Origin of the sequence: Pseudomonas sp. Pdm06, from assembly GCF_014851795.1 — a bacterium.
In the GTDB taxonomy this organism is placed as follows: Bacteria; Pseudomonadota; Gammaproteobacteria; order Pseudomonadales; family Pseudomonadaceae; genus Aquipseudomonas; species Aquipseudomonas fluorescens_AA.
This window is the reverse complement of sequence record NZ_JACVAH010000005.1, coordinates 167,427-191,414: the sequence shown is the minus strand read 5'-3', so window position 1 is coordinate 191,414 and position 23,988 is coordinate 167,427. Positions and strand designations below refer to the sequence as shown.

At 60.6% G+C, this 23,988-nt stretch carries 23 protein-coding genes and 1 pseudogene; 12 read left to right on the top strand and 12 right to left on the bottom strand.

The genetic code is table 11. The annotated features are described in order from the left end of the window. The first annotated feature begins 7 nt into the window (after positions 1-7). On the top strand, positions 8-3,034 hold the full coding sequence (locus IB266_RS10865; RefSeq protein ID WP_192261181.1) for a multidrug efflux RND transporter permease subunit: 3,027 nt from the start codon (positions 8-10) through the stop codon (positions 3,032-3,034). A 224-nt stretch (positions 3,035-3,258) separates the two neighbouring features. Here the strand turns inward: IB266_RS10865 and IB266_RS10860 are convergent, their stop codons facing one another. The 5 genes from IB266_RS10860 to colR form a co-directional block, all read right to left on the bottom strand. Continuing rightward, complete coding sequence (locus tag IB266_RS10860; RefSeq protein WP_060740959.1) at positions 3,259-3,486, bottom strand: hypothetical protein; 228 nt, start codon at positions 3,484-3,486, stop codon at positions 3,259-3,261. A 2-nt stretch (positions 3,487-3,488) separates the two neighbouring features. Continuing rightward, entirely contained in the window at positions 3,489-4,199 is a 711-nt protein-coding gene (locus IB266_RS10855; RefSeq protein ID WP_192261180.1) for a lipopolysaccharide kinase InaA family protein, read from the bottom strand. Positions 4,200-4,203: 4 nt separating this feature from the next. After that, entirely contained in the window at positions 4,204-4,872 is a 669-nt protein-coding gene (locus IB266_RS10850; RefSeq protein ID WP_060740957.1) for a class I SAM-dependent methyltransferase, read from the bottom strand. A 113-nt stretch (positions 4,873-4,985) separates the two neighbouring features. Further along, positions 4,986-6,263 carry a sensor histidine kinase gene (locus IB266_RS10845; protein WP_103308464.1) on the bottom strand — a complete coding sequence of 426 codons (1,278 nt, stop codon included), beginning with the start codon at positions 6,261-6,263 and terminating at the stop codon, positions 4,986-4,988. Further along, on the bottom strand, positions 6,253-6,936 hold the full coding sequence (gene colR, locus IB266_RS10840) for a two-component system response regulator ColR (RefSeq protein WP_025215158.1): 684 nt from the start codon (positions 6,934-6,936) through the stop codon (positions 6,253-6,255). The genes IB266_RS10845 and colR overlap by 11 nt, the downstream gene beginning before the upstream one ends. Before the next feature lie 329 nt (positions 6,937-7,265). On the opposite strand from colR, the gene IB266_RS10835 reads away from it, so the two are divergent. Next, positions 7,266-8,009 carry a phosphatase PAP2 family protein gene (locus IB266_RS10835; RefSeq protein WP_192261179.1) on the top strand — a complete coding sequence of 248 codons (744 nt, stop codon included), beginning with the start codon at positions 7,266-7,268 and terminating at the stop codon, positions 8,007-8,009. Positions 8,010-8,205: 196 nt separating this feature from the next. Here IB266_RS10835 and groL read toward each other — a convergent pair whose 3' ends face one another. From groL to IB266_RS10815, 4 genes are all read right to left on the bottom strand, one after another. After that, the gene (groL, locus tag IB266_RS10830; RefSeq protein WP_053124505.1) at positions 8,206-9,849 is read right to left on the bottom strand and encodes a chaperonin GroEL; all 1,644 of its coding nucleotides are present in this window, start codon (positions 9,847-9,849) and stop codon (positions 8,206-8,208) included. A 49-nt stretch (positions 9,850-9,898) separates the two neighbouring features. Beyond that, entirely contained in the window at positions 9,899-10,192 is a 294-nt protein-coding gene (locus IB266_RS10825) for a co-chaperone GroES (protein ID WP_024619193.1), read from the bottom strand. A gap of 244 nt (positions 10,193-10,436) precedes the next feature. Beyond that, positions 10,437-10,913, bottom strand: a complete 477-nt coding sequence (locus IB266_RS10820) for an FxsA family protein (RefSeq protein ID WP_060740954.1) — start codon at positions 10,911-10,913, stop codon at positions 10,437-10,439. A gap of 66 nt (positions 10,914-10,979) precedes the next feature. After that, complete coding sequence (locus IB266_RS10815) at positions 10,980-11,711, bottom strand: HugZ family protein (protein ID WP_192261178.1); 732 nt, start codon at positions 11,709-11,711, stop codon at positions 10,980-10,982. Between the two features lie 173 nt (positions 11,712-11,884). Here IB266_RS10815 and IB266_RS10810 point away from each other — a divergent pair, with 173 nt between their 5' ends. Continuing rightward, entirely contained in the window at positions 11,885-12,643 is a 759-nt protein-coding gene (locus IB266_RS10810) for an SDR family oxidoreductase (RefSeq protein WP_092201573.1), read from the top strand. 162 nt (positions 12,644-12,805) lie between these two features. On the opposite strand, the gene apbC is transcribed toward IB266_RS10810, so the two are convergent. Then, on the bottom strand, positions 12,806-13,900 hold the full coding sequence (apbC, locus tag IB266_RS10805; RefSeq protein WP_060740951.1) for an iron-sulfur cluster carrier protein ApbC: 1,095 nt from the start codon (positions 13,898-13,900) through the stop codon (positions 12,806-12,808). A 276-nt stretch (positions 13,901-14,176) separates the two neighbouring features. Here apbC and metG point away from each other — a divergent pair, with 276 nt between their 5' ends. The 8 genes from metG to IB266_RS10765 all read left to right on the top strand — a co-directional run bounded on the left by metG (position 14,177) and on the right by IB266_RS10765 (position 20,962). Then, a complete protein-coding gene (metG, locus tag IB266_RS10800) occupies positions 14,177-16,222 on the top strand; it encodes a methionine--tRNA ligase (protein ID WP_192261177.1) in 2,046 nt (681 codons plus the stop codon). A 131-nt stretch (positions 16,223-16,353) separates the two neighbouring features. Next, complete coding sequence (locus IB266_RS10795) at positions 16,354-16,926, top strand: Rnf-Nqr domain containing protein (RefSeq protein ID WP_192261176.1); 573 nt, start codon at positions 16,354-16,356, stop codon at positions 16,924-16,926. After that, positions 16,923-17,936 (top strand): electron transport complex subunit RsxB, encoded by a 1,014-nt coding sequence (gene rsxB / locus IB266_RS10790; RefSeq protein WP_192261175.1) that lies wholly within the window; start codon positions 16,923-16,925, stop codon positions 17,934-17,936. The genes IB266_RS10795 and rsxB overlap by 4 nt, the downstream gene beginning before the upstream one ends. Continuing rightward, entirely contained in the window at positions 17,923-18,903 is a 981-nt protein-coding gene (locus IB266_RS10785) for an RnfABCDGE type electron transport complex subunit D (protein ID WP_192261174.1), read from the top strand. The genes rsxB and IB266_RS10785 overlap by 14 nt, the downstream gene beginning before the upstream one ends. Further along, a complete protein-coding gene (locus IB266_RS10780; protein WP_192261173.1) occupies positions 18,900-19,508 on the top strand; it encodes an RnfABCDGE type electron transport complex subunit G in 609 nt (202 codons plus the stop codon). The genes IB266_RS10785 and IB266_RS10780 overlap by 4 nt, the downstream gene beginning before the upstream one ends. Further along, positions 19,501-20,034 (top strand): Rnf-Nqr domain containing protein, encoded by a 534-nt coding sequence (locus IB266_RS10775; RefSeq protein WP_192261172.1) that lies wholly within the window; start codon positions 19,501-19,503, stop codon positions 20,032-20,034. Before IB266_RS10780 ends, IB266_RS10775 begins: the two co-directional genes overlap by 8 nt. Further along, a complete protein-coding gene (gene nth / locus IB266_RS10770; RefSeq protein ID WP_053124528.1) occupies positions 20,031-20,669 on the top strand; it encodes an endonuclease III in 639 nt (212 codons plus the stop codon). The genes IB266_RS10775 and nth overlap by 4 nt, the downstream gene beginning before the upstream one ends. A 107-nt stretch (positions 20,670-20,776) precedes the next feature. Further along, positions 20,777-20,962 (top strand): PA3496 family putative envelope integrity protein, encoded by a 186-nt coding sequence (locus IB266_RS10765; protein WP_060740943.1) that lies wholly within the window; start codon positions 20,777-20,779, stop codon positions 20,960-20,962. Positions 20,963-21,016: 54 nt separating this feature from the next. Here the strand turns inward: IB266_RS10765 and IB266_RS10760 are convergent, their stop codons facing one another. Next, a complete protein-coding gene (locus tag IB266_RS10760) occupies positions 21,017-21,643 on the bottom strand; it encodes a response regulator transcription factor (RefSeq protein WP_053124532.1) in 627 nt (208 codons plus the stop codon). 468 nt (positions 21,644-22,111) lie between these two features. Between IB266_RS10760 and IB266_RS10755 the strand changes: the two are divergent. After that, positions 22,112-22,369: pseudogene (locus IB266_RS10755) on the top strand (hypothetical protein); the annotation flags it as partial. A 328-nt stretch (positions 22,370-22,697) separates the two neighbouring features. Here the strand turns inward: IB266_RS10755 and IB266_RS10750 are convergent. Next, positions 22,698-23,915 (bottom strand): argininosuccinate synthase, encoded by a 1,218-nt coding sequence (locus IB266_RS10750; RefSeq protein WP_003204943.1) that lies wholly within the window; start codon positions 23,913-23,915, stop codon positions 22,698-22,700. Positions 23,916-23,988 lie beyond the last annotated feature (73 nt).

The following is a 23,988-nucleotide window of genomic DNA, read 5'->3' as shown; positions in this document are numbered from 1 at the left end:
AACCCCCATGGCTTTTACCGATCCGTTCATCCGTCGTCCGGTGCTCGCCACCGTGGTCAGCCTGTTGATCGTACTGCTGGGCTTCCAGGCCTGGAGCAAGCTGCCACTGCGCCAGTATCCACAAATGGAAAACGCCCTGATCACGGTGACCACCGCCTACCCCGGGGCCAACGCCGAGACCATCCAGGGCTACATCACCCAACCGATGCAGCAGAGCCTGGCCAGTGCCGAGGGCATCGACTACATGACCTCGGTCAGTCGCCAGAACTTCTCGGTGATTTCGGTCTATGCCCGCATCGGCTCCAACAGCGACCGGCTATTTACCGAACTGCTGGCCAAGGCCAACGAAGTCAAGAACCAGTTGCCCCAGGATGCCGAGGACCCGGTCCTCAGCCGCGAGGCCGCCGATGCCTCGGCACTGATGTACATCAGCTTCTTCAGCAAGGAACTGAACAACCCGCAGATCACCGACTACCTGTCACGGGTGATCCAGCCCAAGCTGGCGACACTGCCCGGCATGGCCGAGGCGGAGATCCTCGGCAACCAGGTGTTCGCCATGCGCCTGTGGCTGGACCCGGTCAAGCTCGCCGGCTTCGGCCTGACCGCCGCCGACGTGACCAATGCCGTGCGCCAGCACAACTTCCTCTCCGCCGCCGGTGAAGTGAAAGGCGAATACGTCGTCACCAGCATCAACGCCAACACCGAACTCAAGTCCGCCGAGGCCTTCGCCGCGATCCCGCTCAAGACCGACGGCGACAGCCGCGTGTTGCTGCGGGACGTGGCCCGCGTGGAAATGGGCGCCGAGAACTACGACACCATCAGCTCCTTTGGTGGCACGCCTTCGGTGTACATCGGGATCAAGGCCACGCCGGGCGCGAACCCGCTGGATGTGATCAAGGAAGTGCGCAAGATCATGCCGGAGATGGAGGCGCAACTGCCGACCAACCTCAAGGCCGAGATCGCCTACGACGCTACCCTGTTTATCCAGGCTTCCCTCGACGAGGTGGTGAAAACCCTGTTCGAGGCGGTGCTGATCGTCATCGTCGTGGTGTTCCTGTTCCTCGGTGCCCTGCGTTCGGTGATCATCCCGGTAGTGACCATCCCGCTGTCGATGATCGGCGTGATGTTCTTCATGCAGTTGATGGGCTACTCCATGAACCTGCTGACGCTGCTGGCCATGGTACTCGCCATCGGCCTGGTGGTGGACGACGCCATCGTGGTGGTGGAGAACATTCACCGACACATCGAGGAAGGCAAGACCCCGTTCGACGCCGCGATAGAAGGTGCCCGGGAAATCGCCATGCCGGTGGTCTCGATGACCATCACCCTGGCGGCGGTGTATGCACCGATCGGCCTGCTCGAGGGCCTGACGGGCGCCTTGTTCAAGGAGTTCGCCTTGACCCTGGCCGGCGCGGTGGTGATCTCCGGAATCGTCGCCCTGACCCTGTCGCCCATGATGTGCGCCCTGCTCCTGCGCCACGATGAGAACCCCTCGGGGCTGGCCCATCGGCTGGACACGCTCTTCGAACGCTTGAAGAGCCGTTACCAGCGCATGCTCCATGGCACGCTCAACACCCGGCCGGTGGTGCTGGTGTTCGCGGTGATCGTGCTGCTGCTGATCCCGGTGCTGGTCATGTTCAGCAAGTCCGAACTGGCCCCCGACGAGGACCAGGGCATCATCTTCATGATGGCCAACGCCCCGCAGCCCACCAACCTCGACTACCTGAACACCTATACCGATCACTTCATTACCATTTTCAAGGAGTTCCCGGAGTACTACTCCTCCTTCCAGATCAATGGCTACAACGGCGTGCAGTCGGGCATCGGCGGCTTCCTGCTCAAACCCTGGAACGAACGCGACCGCACCCAGATGGAAATCCTGCCCGAGGTCCAGGCCAAGCTGGAAAGCGTGCCAGGCTTGCAGATCTTCGGCTTCAACCTGCCCTCGCTGCCGGGCACCGGCGAAGGCTTGCCGTTCGCGTTCGTCATCAACTCCCCGAAGGACTACGCAACGCTGCTGGAGGTTGCCGACCGGGTCAAAAAGCGTGCATTGGAATCCGGCAAATTCGCCTTCATGGACATCGACCTTGCGTTCGACAAGCCAGAAGTCGTGGTGGATATCGATCGCGCCAAGGCCGCCCAGATGGGCGTTTCCATGCAGGACCTGGGCGGTACCCTGGCGACGCTGCTGGGGGAATCGGAGATCAATCGCTTCACCCTCGAAGGCCGCAGCTACAAGGTCATCGCCCAGGTCGAACGGCCGTTCCGGGACAACCCGGACTGGCTGAACAATTACTACGTGAAAAATGCCAAGGGTGAATCGCTACCGCTATCGACCCTGATCAAGGTCAGCGACCGGGCGCGGCCGCGACAACTGAACCAGTTCCAGCAGCTCAATGCGGTGACGATTTCAGGCTTCCCCATCGTGAGCATGGGCGAGGCCATCGAGACCGTCCGCCAGATCGCCCGGGAGGAAGCGCCGGTGGGGTTCGCCTTCGATTACGCCGGGGCTTCACGCCAATTCGTACAGGAGGGCAGCGCGTTATGGGTGACCTTTGCCCTGGCCCTGGCGATTATCTTCCTGGTGCTGGCCGCGCAGTTCGAAAGCTTCCGGGATCCGCTGGTGATCCTGGTGACCGTGCCGTTGTCCATTTGCGGTGCCCTGATTCCGCTGTTCCTCGGCTGGTCGAGCATGAACATCTATACCCAGGTGGGCCTGGTGACGCTGATCGGCCTGATCAGCAAGCACGGGATCCTGATTGTCGAGTTCGCCAACCAGTTGCGCAGGGAACAGAACCTGTCGCCGCGCGAAGCCGTGGAACAAGCCGCGTCGATTCGTCTGCGACCGGTGCTGATGACCACCGCGGCGATGGTGTTCGGCATGGTGCCGCTCATCTTCGCCACAGGCGCCGGGGCAGTGAGCCGCTTCGACATCGGCACGGTGATCGCCACGGGCATGTCGATTGGCACCTTGTTCACCCTGTTTGTGCTGCCCTGCGTCTACACACTGCTGGCCAAACCCGATAAACCCTGAAGACGGCCAGAAGGGAACCGGATGGTTTTTGTGGCGAGGGAGCTTGCTCCCGCTCGGCTGCGAAGCCGTCGTCAATGCGCCAAGGCTACCTGAGCAATGAATTGGGACCGCTTCGCGGTCCAGCGGGAGCAAGCTCCCTCGCCACAGGTTCTAGTGCTCGACTGGAGATTGCGGCAGGAAAAAAAAGGCCTCGCACAGGCGAGGCCTTTTTGGCTTCGTGATGTTCAACTCTGAGGCCTCATCCCTTGGGACAGGCTGAACATGAACAGCAGCAGATCATCGTCCGGTCGGATCGCTTCGCTCGCCTTTGCCACACGCGGCAGGGGACAATGCGCCCCCTCACTGGAGGCACTGAGGATCTGCGAGCGTGGCTGTTCCCATACAGCCACCGCCATTGACGCAACTGCCAGGGCTCCGACTAAAAACAAACCTCTAGCAATTTCTAGTTTCATGGCTATAAACCTTTGATAGCGCTGCCAAACGCCGTCTCATAAAAGTAGACGAGTTTTTTCCAATCGACATCGCTGAACGACGAATGGCGCCGCAGTTGCTTCAGGTCATGGGAGGCCGCACGCCGGGCAGTCAGACGCTGGCGACATTTCTCCAGATCCAGCAGGGCCACTTCGGCCTTGGCCGCTTCGCCCTCTCCTGTCACCCGCACAAAAACATGCTTGATGTAGAGGCAGCCATGCTGCCAACGGCCCTTGTGCATGCGGGCCAGGTTCTCAGCCAGGGCCTGGAGGATTTGATCATGCACCGCTTCGCCATGGCGCTCACGTCCGCCGCCGGCATACCAATGCTCGATCTCCTCGAAGCCTTCCAGCGCATGGGTCACTAACAGCGCACGCCACTTGTGGACGGGGTCACGCTGGGCACCACAAAAGATCAGCTCGGGCACGCGGACATCCAACTGGGTCAACGCCAGCAACGCGTCTTGCTCACGCAGCACGGTCGGTCGACCGAGCGGATGCAACCAACTGCGATAAATGTGCCCCGTTTGACGCTTGGCATACAACAGCTCGCCGTCGTTGCTGTTGATCCGCTGCACGCCGCTTTCACCGCCACGTCGCACGTTGGGTTCTTCCACCCACTCACCTTGCTGGTTCCAAAAATGTTCGAAGCTGTTGCGGGAAATGCCAGTTGTCTCTACTGCCTGCACAACCATGCTCTTACCTCTTGCGTAATACATAAACTCGCCACATGGCATAGAGCGGTAGGAAATCCAGCCGTTCCTGAATGCGAAACCCAGCCTGTCGAAACTCTTCCTCTACTGTATCTGTCGGTAACACAAATCGATTCTGGTAGTCTTTCTGCCCACGGGTGCGCTCCAGACGCTTGCGTTTCCAGGCCTTGAAATTGCCATCGACCCACAATGAAACGATCACGCTGTCACGGCTGACACGCTCGAATTCCTTCAGAATCGCCAGTCGATGCGCGGGTTCACCGATGTGATGCAACAAACGCATACAAAAAATACTGTCGACGGCGTTATCAGGCAAGGCGATGTCGAACGCAGAAGTGTGCAAGGGCCGTACCCGTTTCACCACATCGGTCGGTTGAGCCTCCAATGCAGTACTGAGCATGGCCTCGGAATTGTCCGCGCCGATGATGACTCGGTTCGGTTTTTCGGCCAACAAAGACCAGAAGCGCCCGGCACCGCAGGGCAGGTCCAGGACCAGGCCGGGGTCTCCGACGAGGGCCAATGCACGCCGGGCCAGTTGTTGGTCTCGCTGGTTGGAAAGACGGCGACTCAAGCCACGGCGATGCTTATGAAAATATTCCCTGGCGTGCTGCTCGTCGTATTTTTCAGAAAATTCCAGCTTGATGGGTTTGGACATTAGGTGGGCCTCGATGACTGATCAGCCCACCTTATGAATCGGAATGTCATGCCTTTGTGAAAATAAAGTCAGGTAAACGCTCCAATGTTTACAAGACTTTTCGACATAGAGGTTTAGCCCTTTGGATTCAATTCCACTTCGAAATGGCAACCATTGGGCTCCATCGTACTGAGGCTGACTGTCCAGCCCTGGTTTTCGCAAATGCGCTGCACCAGGGACAAGCCCAACCCCAAGCCCTCGCCGCGTTTTTCGTTACCGCGCACGAACGGCTCGAACATCGCTTCGCGCTTCTCCTCAGGAATCCCCACGCCGCTGTCCTCGACCACGAATCCGGTGGTGGTCAGCGAAAGGCGGATGAATCCCTGGTCGGTGTAGTGCAGGGCATTACGCAACAGATTGCCCATCACGGCCGTCAGGAACGTGGCGTTATACAAGGTGTCGACGGTTTGCCCTGGTTCGAAGATCAGCGTCAGGCCTTTGGATTCGATGGGTGCACGCCATACGCCAAGGAGGTTCTCGGCCACCTGCCCCAGGGTCAGCCGAGGCGACATGCCGTTGTCTTCACGCTCGGCCCTGGCGAGCATCAGGAAGGTCTGCACCAACTCGCGCATCTCTTCACTGGCCCGATTGATGCGCTCGACCTGGGTACGACCGCGCGGGTCCAGCGCCGGGTTTTCCAACAGCAACTCACAAGAGGTCGCCAGGACCATCAACGGTGTGCGCAACTCGTGGCTCACGTCGCTGGTAAACAACCGCTCGCGGGTCAAGGCCTGGCGCAAACGCCCCAGTGTGGCGTCGAACGCCACCGCCAGTTCTCCCACCTCATCGGCGGCATAGTCCGGGGCCAGCGGCGGCGCGAGCCCCAGGAGCTGATCGCGATGACGCACTTGCCGGGCCAGGCGGACCACGGGCGCCATCACCCGGCGTGCCAGGACCCAGCCCAGAAATACCGCCAGCGCCAGGCTGAGCACGAAACCCACCAGCACCACGGCGAACAGCACCCGTTCGCGCTCTTCGAAGTCGCTCTGGTCTTGCAGCAACACGTAGTGCCGACCGTCAACGATCTCGACCATGGCGTGATAGGACAACTGCTCGCGAAACACCTCGTGGAAACCGCGCTCCAGATGGCGCAGATCCTTGGGCAACTCGAAGTCCCCCGGGCCGCCGCTGAAATAAAACAACTGGTCGGGTTCCGGCCGATGGTTCCAGTCCGAAACGCTGTCCATCAACAGCAGGCGTTGCAAATCACCGCCAAGCCCGGCGGAAATCAGTTTCTCTTCCACCAGATGGACCGTCGCCACGATGCCCATGGCGAACGCGCCGGCCACCAATGCGCTCATCAGCGCAAACGCGATGATGATCCGTTGGGCAAGACTTTGCTTAAACTCCATCGCGGCCCTCGGCCAGGCGATAGCCGACGCCGTGCACGGTGTGCAATAACGGCTTGTCGAACGGTTTGTCGATTACCTGGCGCAGTTGATGGACATGGCTGCGCAAGCTGTCGCTGTCCGGGCAATCGTCGCCCCACAACGCTTCCTCGAGGATTTCGCGGCGCAGCACATGGGGACTTTTCTGCATCAGCACCGCCAACAGCTTCAGGCCGACGGGGTTGAGCTTGAGCAGCTTGCCTTCGCGCGTCACTTCGAGGGTATCGAGGTCGTAGCTCAGGTCGCCGACCTGCAAGGCCCGCCGGCCACCGCCCTGGGCTCGACGCATGACGGCTTCGATCCGCGCCGCCAGTTCCGACAAGGCGAACGGTTTGATCAGGTAGTCATCGGCACCGGACTTGAAGCCCTGCAAACGATCGTCCAACTGATCCCGGGCGGTGAGCATGATCACCGGCGTATCGCGCCGGGCGTCTTCGCGCAGGCGCTTGCACAAGGTGTAGCCGTCGATGCCTGGCAGCATGATATCGAGCACGATCAGGTCGTAGTGTTCGGTCGCCGCCAGGTGCAACCCCGACAAACCGTCCTGGGCACAATCGACGGTGTAGCCCTTGAGCCCCAGGTAATCGGCCAGGTTGGCCAGGATGTCGCGGTTGTCTTCGACCAATAGAATTCGCATGGGCACCTCTGCGTACACAGTTAACGGCTGGCTTGGCCCGCGCAGCTTACGGCCAAGCGTGGCTCACGGCTAGGGTTGTATCCGCCGTAGCGGCGCGGGTCCCCTGTGGGAGCGAGCTTGCTCGCGAATGCGCTGGATCAGCCGCCATCCATGTTGAATGTAGCGACGCTTTCGCGAGCAAGCTCGCGCCCACAAAGGTCAAGTGCGCCCAGGAACAGGACTGCGCGGTCATTGACGAGTTTTTCACCCAGCATTCACACCGCCCCAACGCAGCGCAGACCAGACTGCGCAACGCGCTGCTTACGAAAACTCCCATCAAAGGTATTGCCATGGTCTCCACCACCCTCCGCCCCGCTTCCAGGCCGCTGAATTTCCGGATTGCCTTGGGCCTGCCTGCCGTTGTGGCAGCCATTCTGGTGCTGCTGGAACTGACCACCCTGGACATGGACGTGGCCAAGCTGTTTTACGACCCGATGGCGGGTGGCTTTATCGGTCGCCACAGTTTTTTTCTGGAGGACATCCTGCACGATCGAGCCAAGGAGGTGGTGATCGCGTTCTCCGTGCTGGCGATCCTCGGGTTCATCGGTACGTTTTTCATCGCCCGGCTCAAACCGTTCAAACGGGAACTGGGTTGCCTGGTGCTGTCCCTGGCGCTGGCGACGTCCTTCGTCACACCGATTAAAGCGGTGACGGCTGTGCAATGCCCCTGGAGCCTGAAGGAATTCGGCGGCCAGGAAACCTACAGTGAGCTGCTCAGCCCACGCCCGGCCACAGACAAACCCGGTCGATGCTGGCCCGGCGGTCACGCCGCCACCGGGTTCACATTGTTTGCGCTGTTCTTCGTCCTGCGCGACCGCCGTCCGCGCCTGGCCCGCCGGGCCTTGGTACTCGCCTTCACGTTGGGCACGGTGTTTTCCCTGGGGCGGATGATGCAAGGGGCGCACTTCTTTTCCCATAACGTGTGGACGGCGGTGTTCTGTTGGCTGATTTGCCTGGGGTGTTACTACTACATCCTGTACCGACCAGCCGCCACGGCCGAGCGTGTCGCTGTCACCAGTCCCGCCAATGCCTGAACTGAACCGCATCCCAATGTGGGAGCGAGCTTGCTCGCGATAACGGTGGGTCAGTGCCGGATATATGAACTGACACACTGCTATCGCGAGCAAGCTCGCTCCCACAGGGGGATTGGCGTCGTTCATGAATACAAGGCAATAAAAAACCCCGCTTGCTTTCGCAGGCGGGGTTTTTCGCTACAGGGGTAAGGCTGGCTTACATCATGCCGCCCATGCCACCCATGCCGCCCATGTCTGGCATGCCGCCACCAGCTGGAGCGTCTTCCTTGATTTCAGCGATCATCGCCTCGGTGGTGATCATCAGGCTGGCAATCGACGAAGCCGCTTGCAGAGCCGAACGAGTCACTTTGGCCGGGTCCAGGATCCCCATTTCGATCATGTCGCCGTATTCGCCAGTAGCAGCGTTGTAACCGTAGTTACCCGAACCCTGCTTGACCTTGTCGACCACAACGCTTGGCTCGTCGCCGGAGTTGGCAACGATCTGGCGCAGCGGTGCTTCTACAGCGCGACGCAGCAACTGGATGCCCACGTTCTGGTCATCGTTGTCGCCTTTGAGTTCGCTGATGGCTTGCAGGGCACGAACCAGTGCCACGCCACCGCCAGGTACCACGCCTTCTTCGACGGCTGCGCGGGTAGCGTGCAGGGCGTCTTCAACGCGGGCTTTCTTCTCTTTCATTTCAACTTCGGAACCTGCACCGACCTTGATCACTGCAACGCCGCCGGACAGCTTGGCCAGGCGCTCTTGCAGTTTTTCACGGTCGTAGTCGGACGAAGTCTCGGCCACTTGTGCGCGGATCTGGGTCACGCGAGCCTGGATGTCAGCCTCGACGCCGGCACCGTCGATCACGGTGGTGTTTTCCTTGGACAGGATCACGCGCTTGGCGTTACCCAGGTGCTCCAGGGTGGTGCTTTCCAGGCTCAGGCCGATCTCTTCGGAGATAACGGTACCGCCGGTCAGTACGGCGATGTCCTGCAGCATGGCCTTGCGACGGTCGCCGAAGCCTGGAGCCTTGACGGCTGCGACTTTAACGATGCCACGCATGTTGTTCACAACCAGAGTCGCCAGGGCTTCGCCTTCAACGTCTTCAGCCACGATCAGCAGTGGGCGGCCGGCTTTGGCAACGGCTTCCAGCACGGGCAGCATTTCGCGGATGTTGGAGATCTTCTTGTCCACCAGCAGGATCAGCGGGCCGTCGAGCTCGGCGGTCATGGTGTCCGGCTTGTTGACGAAGTACGGGGACAGGTAGCCACGGTCGAACTGCATACCTTCAACAACCGACAGTTCGTTTTCCAGGCCCGAGCCTTCTTCGACGGTGATCACGCCTTCTTTACCGACTTTTTCCATGGCTTCGGCAATGATGTCGCCGATGGAGTTGTCGGAGTTGGCGGAGATGGTGCCGACCTGAGCGATCGCCTTGGTGTCAGCGCATGGCTTGGACAGGGCTTTGAGCTCTTTGACAATGGCGATGGTCGCCTTGTCGATGCCGCGCTTGAGGTCCATCGGGTTCATGCCGGCAGCGACGGCTTTCAGGCCTTCGTTGACGATCGACTGAGCCAGTACGGTCGCGGTGGTGGTGCCGTCACCGGCGTCATCGTTGGCACGGGAGGCAACGTCTTTGACCAGCTGCGCGCCCATGTTTTCGAAGCGATCTTTCAGCTCGATTTCCTTGGCTACGGAAACGCCGTCCTTGGTGATGGTCGGAGCGCCGAAGCTCTTCTCGATGATCACGTTACGGCCTTTCGGGCCCAGGGTCGCTTTTACTGCGTCAGCCAGGACGTTGACACCGGCGAGCATTTTCTTGCGGGCGGAATCGCCGAATTTAACTTCTTTAGCAGCCATGATCGATATTCCTTAAATACTTTGTAGTCGCGGGAAAATGAGCGGGAAATCAGCCTTCGACAACAGCGAGAATTTCGCTCTCGCCGATAACCAGCAGGTCTTCGCCATCAACTTTCACAGTGTTGCTACCGGAGTAAGGGCCGAACACAACCTTGTCACCCACTTTCACGGACAGCGCACGTACTTCACCGTTTTCCAGGGCCTTGCCTGGGCCTACAGCGAGGACTTCACCCTGGTTTGGCTTTTCAGCAGCCGAACCTGGCAGGACGATACCGCCAGCGGTTTTCTTTTCTTCTTCGCTGCGACGGACGACGACGCGGTCATGCAGAGGACGAAGCTTCATTGTCGATCTCTCCTAATTGTGGTTTTCATCGGCCGGTGTAGTCCCGGCGGGTTTAACGAATCCGGCTGTGCCGGGTGCGGTTCGTCAAGCGAACCGCGGAAGTCTGTCCAGTGTTGCCACCGGAAACCTTGCGGTGACCCATACATAAGGGCGCACAAGGCGATTACAAGGGCACGGCATGAAATTTTTTACTTCTCGGAGCCGAAAACGAACACGGCACCCGAAGGTGCCGTGTCGCGGTTTTTTACTTGGGGTCGCGATGTTCGAATTCGCCCTCGATCACGTTGGGCTCACGGCCCAGGGGTTCTCGCGGAGCCGGCCCGCCACGGGGCTGCAGGTCATCGGCGAAAGCCCGCTGGCGCATCGCCTGCTCTTCGGCGCGCTGGCGCATTTTATTGGCCAGCAACCGACGGGTGAACGGCAACAGCATGACCAGGCCCAGCACGTCGCTGATAAAGCCTGGCAGGATCAACAGGCCGCCACCCAATGCCAGCATCAGGCCTTCGAGCATGGTCTGGGCAGGCAGCTCGCCACGGTTCAGGCTTTCCCGGGCACGCAATGCCGTGGCGAGGCCGGCGATGCGCAGCACGAACACGCCGAGCATCGAGCCGAGAATGACCAGCAACAGCGCCGGGAAAAACCCGATCGCACCGCTGACCTTGACGAATACGAACAGCTCCAACACCGGAAACAGCAGAAAGAGCAACAAAAAAGGGCGCATCAAATGGTTCCTCAACGCAAGAATGCCTTGCTATGAAACCTTAAATGACGTCGCCCTTTCGTGAATTCAAGCGTCGGCCTCGGCATTTTTTGGCCATTGCTCGGCGTGAGCCAAGTAAACCAAGGCTTCGCGCACTTGTGTCGGCGTGTTGCAAGGTGCCGCAAACGCCAGCCAGTGCAGGCCCTGGCCTATGCGCAGGTGCATGCCCTCGCTGTCGATGCCCACCAGTTGCGCCGGCTCGCTTTTCGGCAGGCCGGCCAGCTCCACGTAATGGGCGATGGCTTTGGCGTGATCGCCGTTCATGTGCTCGATCATGCTGGCTTCGGCTTTGCCGGCGAAGGGGTTGGCCAGGGTAAGTCGGTCGATCCAGTGAATGGCGCCAAAGCCGCCGATGTAGCGATGGCGCACCGGCTCGAGCACCCAGAAATCGAAATCATGGGCCTTGTGGTAGTTCTGCGAGTCAGGGAAATAGCGGTAATAACGCTCGGCGGCCGCTTCGATGGCGGCGCTGTCTTCGAGCTTCCGGGCTTCGGCCAGATAGGTCAGGCGCCCCACCGCCTGCACATCCTCGGCACCGCGCTCGCCCACCAGCATCGAACACTTGGGGTCTTTTTGCAGATTGTGAGTGTGCTGGGCAATGCGGCTGATCAGGATCAGCGGCCAGCCTTGTGCGTCCAGGCAATACGGGACGACGGAGCCGAACGGAAAGCCGGGCATGGATTTGGAATGAGTGGAGAGCATTCCACGGTATTCCTTGAGCAGCAGTTCCCGGGCATGTCTGGCAGCTTCAACGCTCAATTTATGACTCCTCTTATGAAATCCGTCTAGAAAACGGTCGGGCGACTGGAGTAATGTTCCGATAAACCTAGGGGACAGTTCGCGTGTGCAGTCGGGCTGCACCGTCACAAATTCGAGAAACCTCCCAACAGGTCCCCCTCCCCCTCCACCGCGGCGCCATCTGGAACATGAGAATGCAACTCACTGACAAAGTAATCATTATCACCGGCGGTTGCCAGGGCCTGGGCCGCTCCATGGCCGAGTATTTCGCCGGCAAAGGCGCAAAGCTGGCGCTGGTGGACCTCAACCAGGAAAAACTCGACCAGGCGGTGGCCGCCTGCGCAGCCAAGGGCGTCGAGGCGCGCGCCTACCTGTGCAATGTCGCCAATGAAGATCAGGTGATCGACATGGTTGCCCGGGTGGCCGAGGACTTCGGCGCGATCCACGGCCTGATCAACAACGCCGGGATCCTGCGCGATGGCCTGCTGCTCAAGGTCAAGGACGGCGAAATGACCAAGATGAGCCTGGCCCAGTGGCAGGCCGTGATCGACGTCAACCTCACCGGCGTGTTCCTGTGCACCCGTGAAGTGGCGGCGAAAATGGTCGAGTTGAAGAACAGCGGCGCCATCATCAATATCTCGTCGATTTCCCGCGCCGGCAATGTCGGCCAGACCAACTATTCGGCCGCCAAGGCCGGTGTGGCCGCCGCCACCGTGACCTGGGCGAAGGAACTGGCGCGCTACGGCATCCGTGTCGCCGGCATCGCACCGGGCTTCATCGAAACCGAGATGACCCTGGGCATGAAACCCGAAGCCCTGGAGAAAATGACCTCGGGGATTCCGCTCAAGCGCATGGGCAAGCCCGAGGAGATCGCCCATTCGGCGGCGTATATCTTCGAGAATGACTACTACACCGGTCGGATCTTGGAGATGGATGGCGGGTTGCGGATCTAAGGTCACCGCAAACCAAATGAAATGTGGGAGCGGGCCTGTGGGAGCACAGCTTGCTCGCGATAGCGATTCTAAGGCCAACAGATGTGTTGTAGGTGACGCCGTCATCGCGAGCAAGCTGTGCTCCCACAGGCTTGCTCCCACATAAGATTGCAGTTCAGTCGATCAATCGTCGCTGACGGTGATGTTCGGCATCGCCGGTGAAGCAGCCTCCTGCAACACGATCCGCGCGCCCACGTGGCGGGCCAGTTCCTGATAGACCATGGCGATCTGGCTGTCCGGTTCGGCGATGACCGTCGGTTTGCCGCCGTCGGCCTGTTCGCGGATCACCATCGACAGCGGCAGCGAAGCCAGCAATTCGACGCCGTATTGGGTCGCCAGCTTTTCCCCGCCACCTTCGCCGAACAGATGCTCGGCATGTCCGCAATTGGAGCAGATGTGCACGGCCATGTTCTCTACCACGCCCAGCACAGGGATGTTCACCTTGCGGAACATCTCCACGCCCTTGCGCGCGTCCAGCAGGGCAAGGTCCTGGGGGGTGGTGACGATCACCGCACCGGCCACCGGGACTTTCTGCGCCAGGGTCAGCTGGATATCGCCGGTGCCCGGCGGCATGTCGATCACCAGGTAATCCAGGTCGCCCCACGCGGTTTGCGTGACCAGTTGCAGCAAGGCCCCGGAAACCATCGGTCCGCGCCAGACCATCGGCGTGTTGTCGTCGGTCAGGAAGGCCATGGACATGACCTCCACCCCATGGGATTGCAGCGGCACGAACCACTTCTGGTCCTTGATCTGGGGCCGGGTGCCCTCGGCGATCCCGAACATGATGCCCTGGCTCGGACCGTAGATGTCCGCGTCGAGAATCCCGACCTTCGCCCCTTCACGTGCCAGGGCCAGGGCCAGGTTGGCGGCGGTGGTGGACTTGCCCACGCCGCCCTTGCCGGAGGCCACGGCGATCACGTTCTTGACATTGGCCAGCCCCGGTACCTGCGCCTGGGCCTTATGCGCAGCGATCACGCTGGTGACCTGGACTGTCGCGGCTGTCACGCCGTCGAGGCCTTCGATCGCCATTTGCAGCATCTGCGCCCAGCCGCTCTTGAACAGGTCGGCGGCGTAGCCGATTTCCAGCTGGACGCTGACGCGATCACCCTGGATGTCGATGGCGCGCACGCATCCGGCGCTGACCGGGTCCTGGTTCAGGTAGGGGTCGGTGTACTGGCGAAGGACGGTTTCCACCGCTGCGCGGTTGACGGCGCTCATGGGCAACTCCGATAGCAAGACTTGAAAAACAGGCCGCTATCCTACGCCGAGCCTGCTTGTGTGGCGAGGGAGCTTGCTCCCGCTCGACTGAGCAGCAGTCGCAATGAGGCCATGAGAGGTCGGGTTGAGCGGTTGCGGGCGGCTTCGCCCCCCAGCGGGAGCAAGCTCCCTCGCCACAGAAGTCCCGCCAGCATCCGGAAACAGGCTCACAGGGTGAAAAAAAGCCGCCAGCGCTTTATAGTGGCCGACCTCCGTTTCATCAAGTAGCCGAGCCCCATGTCCGAGCCACGCAAGATTCTCGTCACCAGCGCCCTGCCCTATGCCAATGGTTCGATTCACCTCGGCCATATGCTGGAATACATCCAGACCGATATGTGGACGCGCTTCCAGAAACATCGCGGCAACCAGTGCATCTATGTCTGCGCCGACGACGCCCACGGTTCGGCCATCATGCTGCGCGCGGAAAAGGAAGGCATCACCCCGGAACAACTGATCGCCAACGTCCAGGCCGAACACAGCGCCGACTTTGCCGAGTTCCTGGTGGACTTCGACAACTTCCACTCCACTCACGCCGAAGAAAACCGTGAGCTGTCGAGCCAGATCTACCTGAAGCTGCGTGACGCCGGGCACATCGCCACCCGTTCGGTCACCCAGTATTTCGACCCGGAAAAGAACATGTTCCTGGCCGACCGCTTCATCAAGGGCACCTGCCCGAAATGCGGCACCGAAGACCAGTACGGCGACAACTGCGAAAAATGCGGCGCCACCTACGCACCGACCGACCTGAAAGACCCGAAATCGGCGATTTCCGGCGCCACCCCGGTGCTCAGGGACTCCCAGCACTTTTTCTTCAAGCTGCCGGATTTCCAGGAGATGCTGCAAACCTGGACCCGCAGCGGCACGTTGCACGACGCGGTGGCCAACAAGCTCGCCGAATGGCTCGACTCCGGCCTGCAAGAGTGGGACATCTCCCGCGATGCGCCGTACTTCGGCTTCGAAATCCCCGGCGAGCCCGGCAAGTATTTCTACGTGTGGCTGGATGCGCCCATCGGCTACATGGCGAGCTTCAAGAACCTTTGCGACCGCACGCCTGAGCTGGACTTCGACGCGTTCTGGGGCAAGGACTCCACAGCCGAGGTGTATCACTTCATCGGCAAGGACATCGTCAACTTCCACGCGCTGTTCTGGCCCGCCATGCTCGAAGGCGCCGGTTTCCGCAAGCCGACCGGCATCAACGTCCACGGCTACCTGACCGTCAATGGCCAGAAGATGTCCAAGTCCCGCGGCACCTTCATCAAGGCCCGGACCTACCTGGACCACCTGTCGCCGGAATACCTGCGCTACTACTACGCGGCCAAGCTCGGCCGCGGCGTCGACGACCTCGACCTGAACCTCGAAGACTTCGTGCAGAAGGTCAACTCCGACCTGGTGGGCAAGGTCGTCAACATTGCCAGCCGTTGCGCCGGGTTCATCCACAAGGGCAACGCCGGGGTCCTGGTCGCCGGTAACGCCGCGCCGGAACTGACCGACGCTTTCCTGGCGGCGGCACCCAGCATCGCCGACGCCTACGAGAGCCGCGACTTTGCCCGCGCCATGCGCGAAATCATGGCCCTGGCCGACCGCGCCAATGCCTGGATCGCCGACAAGGCCCCGTGGTCGCTGGCCAAGCAGGAAGGCAAGCAGGACGAAGTCCAGGCCATCTGCGCCTTGGGCATCAACCTGTTCCGCCAGTTGGTGATCTTCCTCAAGCCGGTGCTGCCGTTGCTGGCCGCTGATGCCGAAGCGTTCCTGAACGTCGCGCCGCTGACCTGGAACGACCACCAGACACTGCTGAGCAACCATCAACTGAACGCATTCAAGCCGTTGATGACCCGTATCGATGCCACCAAGGTCCAAGCCATGATCGACGCCTCCAAGGAAGACCTGGCCGCCAGCCAGACCGACACCGGCGGCCCGACCGGCAACGGTGAGTTGACCAAGGATCCGTTGTCGCCGGAAATCGACTTCGACGCTTTCGCCGCCGTTGACCTGCGCGTGGCGCTGATCCTCAAGGCCGAGGCCGTCGAAGGGGCCGACAAGCTGCTGCGCCTGACCCTGGACATCGGCGATGAGCAACGCAACGTGTTCTCCGGCATCAAGAGTGCCTACCCGGACCCCGCCAAGCTCGAAGGTCGGTTGACGATGATGATCGCCAACCTCAAGCCGCGCAAAATGCGCTTCGGCATCTCCGAAGGCATGGTGATGGCGGCAGGCCCCGGTGGCGAGGAAATCTACCTGTTGAGCCCTGACAGCGGCGCCAAGCCGGGCCAGCGGATCAAGTAACACGACCGCGCGCTGCACCGATCCCACAGTCGCCTTGCAGGTGGCTGTGGGATTTTCATATCTGGCCCGCGCTCCCGGCGTGCCGGATAATGCCTAATCTTGTAACAGGCCCTTTTGTCGCCCACACGCCCATGACCGAAATCGTCCTCACGCTGTTCAGCGCTGCCCTGATCAACAACCTGGTGTTGCATTGGCCGCTGGGCGTCGATCCGCTGCTGGCGGCCAACGGCAGAAGGCAGGTGCACGCGCTGGGCCTGGCAACGGCGTGCCTGATGCTGATCGTCGGCACCCTGGGTTATCTGGTCGATCATGGGGTGCTCGTGCCAACCAATCTGACATTCCTGCGCCTGTTGGTCTGGCTGTCCTTGAGCGTGCTGCTGATCGGGCCCTTGCTGCGCCTGCTGACGCGCTGGCTGCCATCATGGTCATTCGAAGGGTTATGGCCGCTGCTGCTCGGCAATGCCGGCATCCTGGGCGTCACGCTGCTCAACAGCCAGGATGACCGGGGCCTGGGCCACGCCGTCGCCTTGAGCCTGGGTGCCGGGCTGGGCTTCTGGCTGGTGCTGGGCCTGTTCGACGATCTGCGCCAGCGCACCTTCAATCACGCTATTCCCTTGCCCTTTCGGGGCCTGCCGATTCAGTTGATCAGCGCCGGACTGATGGCGGTGGCCTTTCTCGGATTGCGCGGGCTGGTCAAAACATGAGCCTGATTCAACGTATCGACGCGCTGTTGCCGCAGACCCAATGCGGCAAGTGCGGCCACCCCGGGTGCAAGCCCTACGCCGAAGGCATCGCCCAGGGCGAGCCGATCAACAAATGCCCGCCCGGCGGGCGCGAAACCATCGCGGCCCTGGCCGAGCTGATGAAAATACCGGTGCTGGAACTGGATGCCAGCCGCGGCGTGGCTCCGGCGCAAATCGCCTTTATCCGCGAAGCCGAATGCATCGGCTGCACCAAGTGCATCCAGGCCTGTCCGGTGGACGCGATTGTCGGCGCGGCCAAGCTGATGCACACCGTCCTCATCGACGAATGCACCGGCTGCGACCTGTGCGTGGCGCCCTGCCCGGTCGACTGCATCGAAATGCGGCCCCTGCCAACGGCAAGCGTGTTGCCGATTGTCGGCGGCCTGGCCTTCAGCGCCGCCGAGCAACAGGCGCGAACGGCCAAGCGCAACCACGCCCGGCGCCGCTTCGAACAACGCAATGCGCGCCTGCACCGCGAAGAAGAACAGCGCCAGGCGGAGCGCTTGGCCCGTACCCAGCGCGCGGCACAGGCCAAGGAACAGCAGCAACCGCTCGATCCCGTACAAGCCGCACTGGAACGCGTGCGCGCGCAAAAAGCCGCCACCGCCGATGCCGCCTTGAAAAAAGCCAAGGTTGACCTGGCCATGAGCCGGGCGCAGTTGAACAAATCCTTGAAAGCGTTCGGCCATCCGCCAACCTTCGAGCAGCAGTCGCAACTGATCCTGCTGCAACGCCAGTTCGAAGCGGCCGAGCAGGCCCTGAGCCAACTGGAAAACGCCGCACCCGCGATCACGCCAGCCCCGGCTCCGGCACAAAGCGCCGAACTGAAGCGGGCCAAGATCCAACTGGCGATGCGCCGCGCCGAACTCAGCAAAGCCCGTACGGCAGCGGCATCGGATGAACAACTGCAGGTGTTGGAGCAAGCGGTGAAGGATGCCGAACGCCAGGTGGACGTCCATGCAGCTTCCTGAGCCCGTGGACGAGCGGTTGCGGCCAGCGATGACACGGGTGTTGCTGGCGACACTGCCCGGTGTGCTGGCGTTGCTGTGGTTCCAGGGCTGGGGCGTGGCGCTCAACCTGCTGTTGTCCGGCCTCACCGCGCTGGCGGTCGAAGCGTTGGTGCTGCGTTTGCGCCGCCGGCCGCTCAAACCCGAACTGAACGATGGCAGCGCGCTGGTCAGTGCCACGCTGTTGGCCCTGGCCTTGCCGGCGTATTGCCCCTGGTGGCTGACCGTCACCGCGGCCGCCTGCGCCTTGCTGTTCGGCAAGCACCTGTGGGGCGGCGTCGGTAGCAACCCGTTCAACCCAGCGATGCTCGGGTATGCCCTGGTCCTGGTGGCGTTTCCCGCCCATATGAGTCCCGCGCCCCACGGTTTGGGCCTGCTTGAAGGCTTGCAACAGGTGTTCGGCACTCATCCGACGCCCGACGCCTGGGCCGGGGCCACCGCGCTGGACAGCCTGCGGACCAACACGAGCCTGACCATCGATGAACTGTTCGCCAACGATCCGGCGTTCGGGCGTTTCGGTGGCCGCGGTGCCGAATGGGTCAATCTGGCCTTCCTGGCGGGCGGTCTATTTCTGTTGCAGCAACGGGTGTTCAGCTGGCATGCGCCAGTGGGCCTGCTGGGGAGCCTGTTTATCGTCAGCCTGCTGTGCTGGAACGGGTCGGGGTCCGACTCCCATGGTTCCCCGCTGTTTCATCTGTTCAGCGGCGCAACCATGCTCGGCGCGTTTTTTATCGCGACCGAACCGGTCTCGGGCGCCAAGGCCCCTCTCGCCCGCCTGCTGTTTGGCGCGGGCATGGGGCTGCTGGTCTACCTGATCCGCACCTGGGGCGGCTACCCGGATGGCGTGGCGTTCGCGGTGTTGCTGATGAACCTCGGCGTGCCGGCACTGGATCGGTTTGCCGAGGCGCGACAACGGCGGCCACTGACATGAAGAATCCCGGCGGCGTGGCAATCCTGATCCTCTTGATCGGCCTCGGTAGCAGTGCCACTTACCTCACACACCTCGGCACCGCTGGGCGCATCGAGAACCAGCGGCAAGCGCTGGCGAACAGGACCTTGCTTGAGGTGCTACCCACCGGCCTCTACGACAATCAACCATTGGCGCACCCCGTTTTCACCGCCTCGGTGACCTTGGCCCATAGCACGCTGCTGGGCGGTTATCTGGCGACCCGCAATGGCCAGCCCAGCGCCGTGTTGCTGCGTAGCCAGGCGCCGGGCTATGAAGGCAGCATCGAATTGCTGGTCGCCATCGATCCACAGGGCCGGCTGCTGGGCGTCAAGACGCTGCGCCAAGCCGAAACACCCGGGTTGGGCGCGGCGATTGCCGGCTGGCCGAACACCTGGATGCAGATCTTCATCGGCAAATCACGCCAGGCGCCTGACGACAGCGGCTGGGCCCTGAAGAAGGACCAGGGACAGTTCGATCAACTGGCCGGCGCAACGGTGACATCCCGGGCGGTGCTCCAAGCGGTTCACGACGCGTTGCGTTACTTCGACGAGCACAAGGCTCAGTTGGGAGTGCCTGCCAATGAATAAGCCATGGGGCCTGACACACGGCCTGCTGCTCGTCCCACTGGTGGGCGCCAGCGATTCGCTGATGGCCGCACTGGTGCTATGGCTGGCCTGGGCCTTGATGTTCTTCTGCCAGGGCTTGGCGATGGGGTGTGTCCGACAACGCCTGACAACCGCGCAACAACTGCTCGCCGCCATCGTGCTGGCCGCTACCCTGACCACCTGCATAGGTTTTGTCGTCCAGGCCTGGGCATTGGAACTGTATCGACCGCTGGGCCTTTACCTGGGCTGGATCGCCTTGAGCTGCGTGGCGCTGGAGCATGCGGGTTTCTTCGTTGAGTCTCGCTTGCCTGGACGCCTCAGGCTGGCTGGGGTGTTCGGTCTCTTGATGGTCAGCCTGGGCACCCTGCGTGAGCTGATCGGCAGCGGCCTCCCCCTGGCCTTGCTCGCCCCGGGCGGGTTCATTCTGCTCGGCCTGCTACTGGCGGCCCGACAGGCCTGGACGGCAGCCAAACCCCCTTCAACCACCGAGGAAACGCCGCGCCCATGAACGCCGCAAAACGCCTGGAAATATTCCGTCGCTTTCACGAGGACAACCCGGAACCGAAAACCGAACTGGCCTATTCCTCGCCGTTCGAATTGCTGATCGCGGTCATCCTGTCGGCCCAGTCCACCGACGTCGGCGTCAACAAGGCCACGGCTAAATTGTTCCCGGTCGCCAACACCCCGGAGGCGATCTACGCCCTGGGCGTCGAAGGGTTGTCCGAGTACATCAAGACCATCGGCCTGTTCAACAGCAAGGCCAAAAACGTGATCGAAACCTGCCGCCTGCTGATCGAACGCCACGGCAGTGAAATCCCGCAGACCCGTGAAGCGCTGGAAGCCCTTCCAGGCGTCGGCCGCAAAACCGCCAACGTCGTGCTCAATACCGCTTTCCGGCAGTTGACCATGGCGGTCGACACCCACATTTTCCGCGTCAGCAACCGTACCGGGCTGGCCCCCGGCAAAAACGTGGTGGAGGTGGAGAAGAAGCTGATGAAGTTTGTCCCCAAGGAATACCTGCTGGACTCCCATCACTGGCTCATCCTCCATGGACGCTACGTCTGCCTGGCGCGCAAGCCCCGCTGCGGCAGCTGCCGAATCGAAGATTTATGCGAATACAAGCACAAGACCTCGGACGATTGAGGCGCTATTGCTTTTATCGATCTATCGATTGAAAAAATCTTTTTTACCCGCCCGTGGTTTATCGATATAAGGAGCGCCAATGGCAGTCTTAGCCTGGAGTCGAACCCATGAGTGCTGGCAAAGAACAACTGGATGTAGAAGACGAATTCATCGCCGCTGAGGCCGACGACGGTGAACCTGCGGTCGTGCCGGAAGTAGCGAAAACCAACCTGAGCAAGCGCCGCACCATCGATAACCTGCTGGAAGAACGTCGTTTACAGAAGCAACTGGCCGATTACGACTTTGACCTCTGACACGTAAAAGCCTCCCTGATGGAGGCTTTTTACTGAGTACGCGTGACAGCAGCCTCACACCAACCCATTGCGCTGCGCCAGTTCGATCAGGTCGACCAGCGAACGGGCATTGAGCTTCAATAACAGACGAGTCTTGTAAGTACTGACGGTCTTGTTGCTCAAGAACATTCCATCGGCGATTTCCTTGTTGGTCTTGCCGCGCGCCAGTTGCTGCAAGACCATCATCTCCCGCCCCGACAACCGATCGACCATATCGGACTCACTGGCATTACCCAGGCTCGAGCGCACCGTATGCAATGCCTGGTTGGGAAAGTAACTGTAGCCGGACAGTACTGCCTTGATTGCACTTAATAATTCAGTAAGGTCCTGTTGCTTGCAGACATACCCGGCCGCCCCGGTCTGCATGCAACGCATTGAAAAATGCCCAGGCGCCTGGGAAGTCAGTACCAATACCTTCATTGACGAAGGTATGGCCGTCAAACGGGCAATGACCTCCAACCCGTCCAGTTTCGGAATACCGATATCGAGAATGACGATATCGGGCATAAGTTCACGAGCAAGTTGTAACGCATCGACGCCGTTGTCGGTTTCGGCAACGACCTCATAACCATGACGCTCCATCAGCAAACGTACAGCAAGACGAATGACGGGATGATCATCCACGATCAGCACTTTATTCATGGGCAAATCCAACTTCGCTGTTCGAATTTTTAGAGCACGCACAATAGCCTAGTCATTTCTACCTTGGCATGCCGCCCCCCCCTGACCGCTCGCACCGAGAGACAGATCCTACAAGCTATACAGAAAACTCCTACAAATCCCGCCGGGAAAAATGTGTCCTCAATTTTTTACAGAGAAGGACCGAGCGCCCTTGAGCATCCGTTACCCCTATGAATAATGCGCTCTTTCGCCGCCCTACCTGCTTGCGGGCCGGTCATTGGAAAGCACTTTACTCATAAAGAGTAACTGAATTATTTACTGTTAAAACTGGCACCCCTCACTTCAGCAGCGGAAATTCCTATATAAGAGACGTTCAGGCACCCGATATAAAACATCGACAGTCCTGATTGTTTTAGCGACACCTTATTAGCCACCGATATTATTTTTTCCAAACCACTCACGAGCATGAATATTCCATGAGCATTAACCATGAACAAACCTTTGAAGACCATCACCAACCCCATGACCCTTATCGCCATATTCGCAACTTTATCCGAAACGTCCGCGGCTATTTCCCTGCCTTTTCTGGATGACCAGGACCGTGAGTATTACCTCTGGTTCCTGATCAGCTTTCCCTTTTATTTATTGCTGCTTTTTTTCATCACCCTCAACTTCAATTATCGTTCCTTGTATTCACCTTCGGATTTCCGCAAGAGCAAACACTTCATAAAGACCATGGATGACGCGACCTGTCGGCGCAAACGAATGCTACGTCGGGCGGGCAAGGACCAACGGCGGCGACTGATAGGTCTTCATCGCCCCAGGTATGAACCGCCGGACACCTTTTGCATCCTATGCCGCCAATCCCGCCGCCTGAGCGAAACTTGCCGACCTGAGCATTTGAAGCACGCCGGCATCGTCGTGTACGTCATTTACCACCACGCAGACCTTGCAACCCACGGGCAGGATGGATGAGCCATCAGGAGACAGTGCTGCAGACAATAGGCTGCCCATGCAAAACAGAGGGCAAAAAAAACGGCCTGCTCAAGGCAGGCCGTTTTTTATATCGCCAGGCTCAGAACAGCTTGCGACCCTTGTTCGCCGCGATGCGCATGCGCAGGGCGTTGAGCTTGATGAAGCCGGCCGCGTCGGCCTGGTTGTAGGCACCGCCGTCTTCTTCGAAGGTCGCGATGTTGGCGTCGAACAGCGACTCGTCGGACTTACGCCCGGTGACGATCACGTTGCCCTTGTACAGCTTCAGGCGTACCACGCCATTCACATGAGCCTGGGAGGCGTCGATCATCTGCTGCAGCATCAGACGCTCAGGGCTCCACCAGTAGCCGGTGTAGATCAGGCTGGCGTACTTGGGCATCAGCTCGTCCTTGAGGTGAGCCACTTCGCGGTCCAGGGTGATCGATTCGATCGCCCGGTGAGCGCGCAGCATGATGGTGCCGCCCGGGGTTTCGTAGCAGCCGCGGGACTTCATGCCGACATAGCGGTTCTCGACGATGTCCAGACGACCGATGCCGTGTTCGCCGCCGATGCGGTTCAGGGTCGCCAGCACGGTGGCCGGGCTCATTTCCACGCCGTCCAGGGCGACGATATCGCCATTGCGATAGGTCAGCTCCAGGTATTGCGGAGTATCCGGGGCCTTCTCCGGGGAGACGGTCCAGCGCCACATGTCTTCTTCGTGCTCGGTCCAGGTGTCTTCCAGCACGCCGCCTTCATAGGAGATGTGCAGCAGGTTGGCGTCCATCGAGTACGGGGATTTCTTCTTGCCGTGACGCTCGATTGGAATCGCGTGCTTCTCGGCGTAGTCCATCAGTTTTTCACGGGACAGCAAGTCCCATTCACGCCACGGGGCGATGACTTTCACGCCCGGCTTGAGGGCATAGGCGCCCAGCTCGAAACGCACCTGGTCGTTGCCTTTGCCGGTAGCGCCGTGGGAAATGGCATCGGCGCCGGTTTCGTTGGCGATTTCGATCAGGCGCTTGGCAATCAACGGACGGGCGATGGACGTACCCAGCAGGTACTCGCCTTCGTAAACGGTGTTGGCGCGGAACATCGGGAACACGAAGTCGCGGACGAACTCTTCGCGCAGGTCATCGATGTAGATCTCTTTGACGCCCATGGCCTGGGCCTTGGCGCGTGCAGGCTCGACTTCCTCGCCCTGCCCCAGGTCAGCGGTGAAGGTCACCACTTCGCAGTTATAAGTGTCCTGCAGCCACTTGAGGATCACCGAAGTGTCCAGGCCGCCGGAATACGCCAGAACGACCTTGTTTACGTCCGCCATGCCATCACTCCACGGGTTCTACGGAAAGCCGTGAAGTCTAACGTCCAGCGCGGATAATTTACAGGGGCGCGAC